This window comes from Achromobacter mucicolens, assembly GCF_902859725.1.
In the GTDB taxonomy this organism is placed as follows: Bacteria; Pseudomonadota; Gammaproteobacteria; order Burkholderiales; family Burkholderiaceae_B; genus Achromobacter; species Achromobacter mucicolens.
Window position 1 is genome coordinate 109391 of sequence record NZ_CADIJP010000021.1, and the last position, 7669, is coordinate 117059.

Sequence of the window (7669 nt, forward strand, 5' to 3'; positions counted from 1 at the left end):
TCCGTTGGGGCGCAAGGCCCTAGTTGCCCAGCAGGGCTTTCTTCAGGGAGGCCTGCGCGGGGCTGTCGCCCAGCCAGACGCGAAGCAGGGCGCGGGCGAACGCGGGATCGTCGATGCGGCCGCGCGGCTTGCCGTTGCTGGTAACGGCAACGCCGCGGGCATCGAAGTCCAGATCGATGACATCGCCCTCGCGCGCGGCGCCGATGTCGTTCATCAAGCGTGACAGGCGCTCGGCGGGCGCCTTCAGCGCGGCAAGTTCCTGCGAGGTCGTATTGTCTCGCAATCCGTCCTGAAGCGCGCCGTCCAGGCTTTTGCTGTCCACGTCGCGCAGCATCCGCAGCCGCATGCGGCGCGGCTGCGTGCTGTCAATGAGTGCGGCGGCGTCGTGGCTTTTCGTGGTGACGTACAGCGCGGCCACGTAGACCTTCACGACGAAACGGGTGCGCAGGCCTGCGCCGTTCAGCGTCAGCGCCTGGCTGCCTTCGGCAAGCTGTTCGGGCACGCGCACGCCGGCAACGTCCACGTCGGCAAAGGCGGGCGCGCCCGCCAGGCAGGCCGCGAGAATCAGGCTCAGGGCGGCGGTGCGCCCTCCGGGGTTGAAACGCATTTGTCACCTCCAGTGTTCTTCTGCTTGTAGAACTTCTTGTCTGCGATGTAGATCGTGCGTTCCACGACGGCGTACACGACGTCGTCCTTGTCTTTCAGTTCGACCGTATAGGTGCGGGTCGTTTCGTGGTGCGTGGCGAGCAAGCGCCGGATTTCGGCGATCTCGCCCGGCGGCAGCCGGAAGTCGACATACAGCGTGGTGTAAGCGGGCTTGCGAAAGCGGATGGAGGCCGCCTTGTCCCAGACGATGTGATCCGGGCCCAACGCCGACATCAGCATGGTCGGGTGGGCGCCGTCGGTCACCGCAAAGAGCGAGCCGCCGTACATCGACCCCACGATGTTGCGGGTGCGGCGCAAGAGCGGCAGCTTGATGCGGATGTGCTGGAAGTCCGGCGACACGTGCAGCACGCGGCCGCCGGTGGCGCGAAAGGCCGGATGCAGGTTGAAGCCCACCCGCATCAGCCGCGCGCGCCACTCGGGCGACAGGTTCTTGAACCAATAGGGCTTCACGCTGGCCGCCGCCTGGCTACATGGCTTCGAACAGGCCGGCCGCGCCCATGCCGGTGCCGATGCACATCGTGACCAGCCCGTACTTGCCGCCGGTGCGGCGCAGCCCGTGCGTGATGGTCGCGGTGCGGATCGCGCCCGTGGCCCCCAGCGGGTGGCCCAGCGCAATGGCGCCGCCCAGCGGATTGACCTTGGCCGGATCCAGGTTCAGCTCGCGGATCACGGCCAGCGACTGGGCCGCGAACGCTTCGTTGAGCTCGATCCAGTCCAGCGCGTCCTGCTTGATGCCGGCGCGGTCCAGCACCTTCGGGATGGCGGCGACGGGACCGATGCCCATGACCTCGGGCGGCACACCGGCCACGGCAAAGCCCACGAAGCGGGCCAGCGGGCTCAGGTTGAATTCGCGCAGGATGCGATCGGACACCAGGATCACGGCCGCCGCGCCGTCCGACATCTGCGAGCTGTTGCCCGCCGTGACGCTGCCGCGCGTGGAGAAGACCGGCTTGAGCCGCGCCAGCGCTTCCAGGCTGCTGTCGGGGCGCGGGCCTTCGTCGACCTCGACGAGGCGGCGCGCGACGCGCACCGCGCCGCTGGCGCCGTCCGGCAGGTGCGTGACCACCTCGAACGGTGTGGTCTCGGCGCGGAAGTGGCCGGCGGCAATCGCCGCGCAGGCCTTCTGGTGCGAGGCCAGCGCAAAGGCGTCCTGATCCTCGCGCGACACCTTCCAGCGTTCGGCGACCTTTTCGCCGGTCAGGCCCATGCCAAATGCCATGCCGATGTTTTCTTCGTGCGCGAAGATGGCCGGGTTCATGGACACCTTGTTGCCCATGATCTGCGGCATGGCGCTCATGGATTCGGTGCCCGCGCCGATCATGATGTCGGCCTCGCCCAATCGAATGCGGGCGGCGGCGTCCGCCACGGCCTGCAGTCCCGACGCGCAGAAGCGGTTGACGGTGACGCCCGCCACGCTTTGCGGCAGGCCGGCCAGCAGCAGGCTGATGCGGGCCACGTTCATGCCCTGTTCGGCCTCGGGCATGGCGCATCCGGCGATTACGTCGTCGATGCGGGCGGCGTCCAGCCCGGGCGCCTGCGCCAGCGCGCCGTTCAGCGCGGCGGCCAGCATGTCGTCGGGTCGGGTGGTGATGTAGGCGCCATTGCGCTTGCCCACCGGCAGGCGCGTGGCGGCAACGATGTAGGCGTCTTGGATCTGCGTGCTCATATCCATTTCCTCAACTATCAATAGCGAGATATATCAATCGGACCCCCGCGCAAAATGGTCTCCCACAAGCGGGGCCGCGCGGATCCGGCTCTGCCGGTCCGCTTGCGGCGCCCCTGGGGGAAGCGCCGCAGGCGCCTGGGGGGGATCAATTCCGTAGCGGCTTGCCGGTTTCCAGGGTGTGGCGGATGCGCGCCTGGGTCTCGGGCGTGCGCAGCAGCGCCACGAATTCCTTGCGCTCCACGGCCAGCAGCCATTCTTCGTCGACCTTGGTGCCGGTCTCGACCTCGCCGCCGCACAGCGCGACGGCAGCACTGCGGGCCACGCGGTAGTCGTGCGCGCTGATCATGCCTCCTTCGCGCATGTTGACCAGCACCATCTCGAAATTGGCGATGCCGTTGCGGCCGGCCACCGGCACGTTCTGCAGGCGGGCAGGCGGCGTGTAGCCTGCCTGTGCCGCGGCGCGTGCCTGGCCGATGGCCACATACAACAGTTCGCCGGGATGGAACAGCACGATGTCGTGTTCGCGGGCAAAACCGGCCTCGATGGCTTCCAGTGCGCTCTTGGCGACCTGGGCCATCGCAATGGTCTGGAAGACCGGTTGCAGGTAGGGGAAGACTTCGCCGGGCGTGGCCGTCTTGGCCGCCAGCGCCGCCGCACGCGCGGCGAACTCCTTGCTGCCGCCGCCCGCCGGAATGAGGCCGACGCCGGCCTCGACCAGCCCGATGTAGCTTTCCAGCGCCAGCACGCGGTGGGAGGCGTGCATCAGGAATTCGCAGCCTCCGCCCAGCGCCATGCCCTGCACCGCGGCGACGGTCGGGATCTGCGCGTACTTGAACGATTGCGAGGCACGCTGGAATTTTTCGACCGTGGCCTCCAGCATGTCCCACTGGCCCGCCGCGCAGGCTTCGACCACCTGCTGCAGGTTGGCGCCCACCGCAAACGGCGCGTCGTGCCAGATGACCAGGCCGTCGAATTCACGTTCGGCCTTGGCCACCGCATGCAGCACGCCTTCCAGCACCTCGGCGCCCAGCGTGTGGTTGCGCGACGTGACCGACAGGATGGCGATGCCAGCGTCGACCTGCGGCAGATTCCACAGGCGCACGCCTTCGTTTTCCCAGATCGTGACGCCGCGATCGTCGGCGGCTTCGCCCACGACGCGTTCCGGGAACAGCTGGCGCGCGTACACCGGCAACGTCGAGCGCGGGTGCAGCTTGCCCGTGCGGGCGGAATACGAGCCTTGCGGCGCATGCACGCCCTGGCGGTCCGGTTCCAGCACCCAGGCGGGCAGGGGTGTGTTGCTCATGGCTCGGCCGGCGGCGATGTCCTCGGCCACGGCGGCGGCGATGGCCTGCCAGCCCGCGGCCTGCCAGGTTTCGAACGGGCCTTGCGCCCAGCCGAAGCCCCAGCGCATGGCCAGGTCCAGGTCGCGCGCGTTGTCGGCCACGTGTTCGAGCTGCACGGCGCTGTAATGGAAGATGTCGCGGAACAGGCTCCACAGAAATTGCGCCTGCGGATGCTCGCTGGCGCGCAGGGCGGCAAAGCGCTTGGCCGGATCGCGTTCCTTGAGCAGCGCGGCGACTTCATCGGCCAGCTTGCCCGTGCCCGGCGCGTAATCCTGCTTTTTCAGGTCCAGCACCTGGATCTCGCGGCCCTGCTTGCGGTATACGCCCGCGCCGCTCTTCTGGCCCAGCGCGCCCTTGGAGATCAGCGCCGACAGCCATTCCGGCAGCGCGAAGTACCGGTGCCAGGGATCGTCGGGCAGGTTCTTTTCCATCGTGCCCACCACGTGGGCCAGCGTGTCCAGCCCGACCACGTCGGCGGTGCGGTACGTGGCGCTCTTGGGGCGGCCGATCTTGGGACCGGTCAGCGCGTCGACTTCGTCGAAGGCCAGGCCCAGCCGCGCGGTATGGTGCATGGCGGCCAGGATCGAAAACACGCCAATGCGGTTGGCAACGAAGTTCGGGGTGTCCAGCGCGCGGATCACGCCCTTGCCCAGCGCGGAGGTCAGCCAGGTTTCCAGCTGGTCCAGCACGTCCGGTTGCGTGTGCGAGGTGGCAATGATCTCCACCAGGCGCATGTAGCGCGGCGGATTGAAGAAATGGATGCCGCAGAAGCGGTCGCGCAGCCCGGCGGGCAGCGGGTTGGCCAGCGCGTCGATGGACAGGCCGGACGTATTCGAGGCCACGATGGCGCCGGGCGCTACGTGCGGCGCGATGCGCTCGTACAGTGCCGTCTTCCAATCCATGCGCTCGGCGATGGCTTCGATGACGAGATCGCAGCCGCTCAGGCGCGCGAGGTCGTCATCGTAATTGGCGGGCGTGATGAGCGCCAGGCGCGAGGCGCCGGCCAGCGGCGCGGGTTCCAGTTTTTTCAGGCCGGCCAGCGCCTTCTTGACGGTGCCGTTGCGGTCGCCTTCGCGGGCGGCCAGGTCGAACAGCGTGACCGGCACGCCGGCATTGGCCAGGTGGGCGGCGATCTGCGCGCCCATGACGCCGGCACCCAGCACGGCGACGTGTTTGACGACGAACTTGCTCAAGGGAGTCTCCTGAAAAAGCGGGGGGCGGCACGCGGCCGTCCCCCGTTCACGGCTAGAAGCGGGACGAGAGTTGCAGGCCGAGGATGTGGCCGCTGCTGTCGTAGGTGCCCGCGACGCGGCCCTTGGTGGCCGCGCTGCCGGACGTGGTGTCGATGTCCGTCTTGCGCAGGTACAGATAGGTGTAGCCCACGTCGATCGTGGTGTCCTTCGTGGCGGCCCATTGCACGCCGGTCGAGAACCAGTAGCGGTCGTTGTCGGGCAGGGACGTGGGACGGTCGGCGGCGTCATGCACCGGCGACTGATCGAAGGCCAGGCCGAACTTCCACTTCCAGGCGGGGGCGAACTTGTAGTTGGTGCCCACGGCAACGCGCCAGGTATCGCGGAAGTTGAGCGGCAGCACATCGTCGCGCGCGCCCGGACCCGAGTTCTTGATCTTCAACTGGGGAATGCTGCTCCATCCCGTCCAGGACACGTCGCCCAGCAGTTCCCATTTTTCGTTGAGCTGGTGCGTGGCGCTAAGAATCAACGTATCGGGCAGGTCGACGTTCGCTTTGGCATCGAACGACACCGACTGGCGGGCCGGGCCGATGTTGTCGATATCCGTGTCGCCCTTGGCCGAGTGCTTGATCTTCGAGCGGTACGACAGGCCGATGCGCGTGTCTTCGGTGGGTTGCAGCATGAAGCCGACGTTCCAGCCCCACGCGTCGCCCTTCAGGTTCAGGTCGGCGTCTCCATTGGTGGCCAGCGGCAACCCGGCAATGGGCACCACGGTCTTTTTCTTGTAGGTGGCGTCGATGTGTTGCCAGTTCACGCCGAAGCCCATCGAGAATTTCTCGTTGACCTTGTAGGCGATGGACGGGTTGACGTTGATGGTCTTGATGTCGAACTTGTTCGAGTGGTATTGGCCGACCCAGCCGTCGTCGTATTCGGTCATCAGGCCGAACGGGGCGCCGACGCCCAGACCGATGTACCACTGCTCGTTCAGCTGCCAGGAGGCGTAGAGGTTGGGCACGACGCCCAGATGGCCGGCGTCCCCGCCATTGCCGCCGGTGGGAACCGAACCGTTCAAGCCCGATCCGGGTATGCCCGGCGCGCTGGGGTTGCGGCTGTTGCCGTTGTCCGAAAACTTGAACGACGGCTTGATCAGGTTTACCCCGCCGGAGAAATTAAGGCCCGGCAGATAGGTCAGGCCTGCCGGGTTGAAATACATGATGCTGGCATTCTCCGGGTTTGCCGCCGAGCCCGCATACGCGTTGCCCAGGCCGCTGGCGTTCTGCTCCAAGAGCTGAAAACCGGCGCCGTAGGACGTTGCGGATGCGCCCAGGCCGACCAGGATGGCCGACAGGGTGCTCAGGGACAATGGACGTCTGCGCATGGTACTGCCTCCTCGAGTTGGATGTGTGTCTCTCTTCCACTGCCGGCCTGGTTTTGCCGGTCTAATCGGCGCGAGCCGCTGTGCTGCGGTCCTGCTTGGTGCTGCCTGCTTCGTAATGCAAGGGGCCTCCCGTGAATGGCGCGAAGCCCGTCCCAAAAATCACGCCGGCGTCGGCCAGATCGGCGTCGGCCACGATGCCGCCCGCGACCCGTTCCCGCGTGGCGTCGATAAGCGGCTGGATCAGGCGCTGAGCCAGGCCGGCGGGCGCGGCGGCGGGATCCGCGCCGCGCTGCTTGACCGGCTTGCCATCGCGCCAGGTGTAAAAGCCCTTGCCGCTCTTTTTGCCAAGCTCGTTGCGCGCCAGGCGCTCGGCCAGGCAACGCGGCGGCTCGGCGCCGCCGGCCAGTTGCGCGCCTGCGTCGCGTGCAATGTCCAGGCCCACGGTGTCGGCCAGCTCCAGCGGCCCCATCGGCATGCCGAAGGCCACCATCGCGGCGTCCACGGTTTCCGGCGCGACGCCGTCGTCCACGCTACGCATGGCCTGCAGCATGTAGGGCGCAAGCACCGCGTTCACCAGGAAGCCGGGCGCGCTCTTGACCGGCAGCGCCAGCTTGTCGATCTGGCCCACGAAGGCGCAGGCGCGGGTCTGGGCGTCGGGGTCGCCGCCTTGCGCGTGCACGACTTCCACGAGCGGCATCTTGGCCACGGGATTGAAGAAATGAATGCCCACCAGGCGCTCCGGCCGCGCCAGGCCTTCGCGCAGCGTTTCGAGCGACAGGCTGGACGTGTTGGTCGCCAGCAGCGCATCCGGCTTCATGCGCGGTTCCAGCGAACTGTACAGCGCGCGTTTGGCGTCGGGCTGCTCGCTGATGGCCTCGATGATGACGTCTGCCAGCGGCACGCCGTTGCCTTCCGGGTCCGGCATCAGCCGGTCGAACGCGGCGCGCGCCAGGCGCGGGTCTTTCAGGCGGCGCGTATAAAGCTCCGCGGCGCGCTTGATGGCCGGCGCGATGCGGGACATCTCCTGGTCCTGCAGAGTCACGGTCATGCCCTTGTATGCGCACCAGGCGGCGATGTCGCCGCCCATTACGCCCGCGCCCACCACGTGCACGTGGCGCGCGGGCGCAACGCCGGGCTGCTTGCCGTTGGCCTTCAGACGCTCTTGCAGGCGGAACACGCGCAGCAGGTTGCGCGCCGTGCCGGACGAAATGATGCGTTCGATGAGGTCGGGCGCCTTGAGCGCATTGCCGCCATGCTTTTCCCAGATTTCCACGATGGCGGGCGCGGCCGGGTAATGGCCCAGCGGATCCTTGGCGGCAATCTGCTTGCGGGCGCGGTTGGCAACGATGGCTTTCAGCGGCCAGCGGTTCAGCAACGCGCCCAGGCCGCGCGCGCGCCGGGCGGGCTTGCGCGACAGGACGGTCTG

The 7669-nt window shown here is 67.7% G+C and carries 6 protein-coding genes; all 6 read right to left on the reverse strand.

The window, feature by feature from the left end:
- Window positions 1-19 precede the first annotated feature (19 nt).
- Window positions 20-607 (reverse strand): chalcone isomerase family protein, encoded by a 588-nt coding sequence (locus tag HV786_RS23155; protein ID WP_128828689.1) that lies wholly within the window; start codon window positions 605-607, stop codon window positions 20-22.
- Window positions 571-1116 carry a DUF4442 domain-containing protein gene (locus tag HV786_RS23160; protein WP_056323642.1) on the reverse strand — a complete coding sequence of 182 codons (546 nt, stop codon included), beginning with the start codon at window positions 1114-1116 and terminating at the stop codon, window positions 571-573. The genes HV786_RS23155 and HV786_RS23160 overlap by 37 nt, the downstream gene beginning before the upstream one ends.
- Before the next feature lie 16 nt (window positions 1117-1132).
- Window positions 1133-2332: an acetyl-CoA C-acyltransferase gene (locus HV786_RS23165; RefSeq protein ID WP_175211910.1), complete on the reverse strand. Its 1200-nt coding sequence runs from the start codon at window positions 2330-2332 to the stop codon at window positions 1133-1135.
- A 145-nt stretch (window positions 2333-2477) separates the two neighbouring features.
- On the reverse strand, window positions 2478-4868 hold the full coding sequence (locus HV786_RS23170) for a 3-hydroxyacyl-CoA dehydrogenase/enoyl-CoA hydratase family protein (protein WP_128828688.1): 2391 nt from the start codon (window positions 4866-4868) through the stop codon (window positions 2478-2480).
- Window positions 4869-4920: 52 nt separating this feature from the next.
- Entirely contained in the window at window positions 4921-6243 is a 1323-nt protein-coding gene (locus HV786_RS23175) for an OmpP1/FadL family transporter (protein WP_175211911.1), read from the reverse strand.
- 61 nt (window positions 6244-6304) lie between these two features.
- Window positions 6305-7669, reverse strand: a 1365-nt coding sequence (locus HV786_RS23180; protein WP_175211912.1) for a 3-hydroxyacyl-CoA dehydrogenase family protein, incomplete at its 5' end; no start/stop codon positions are given.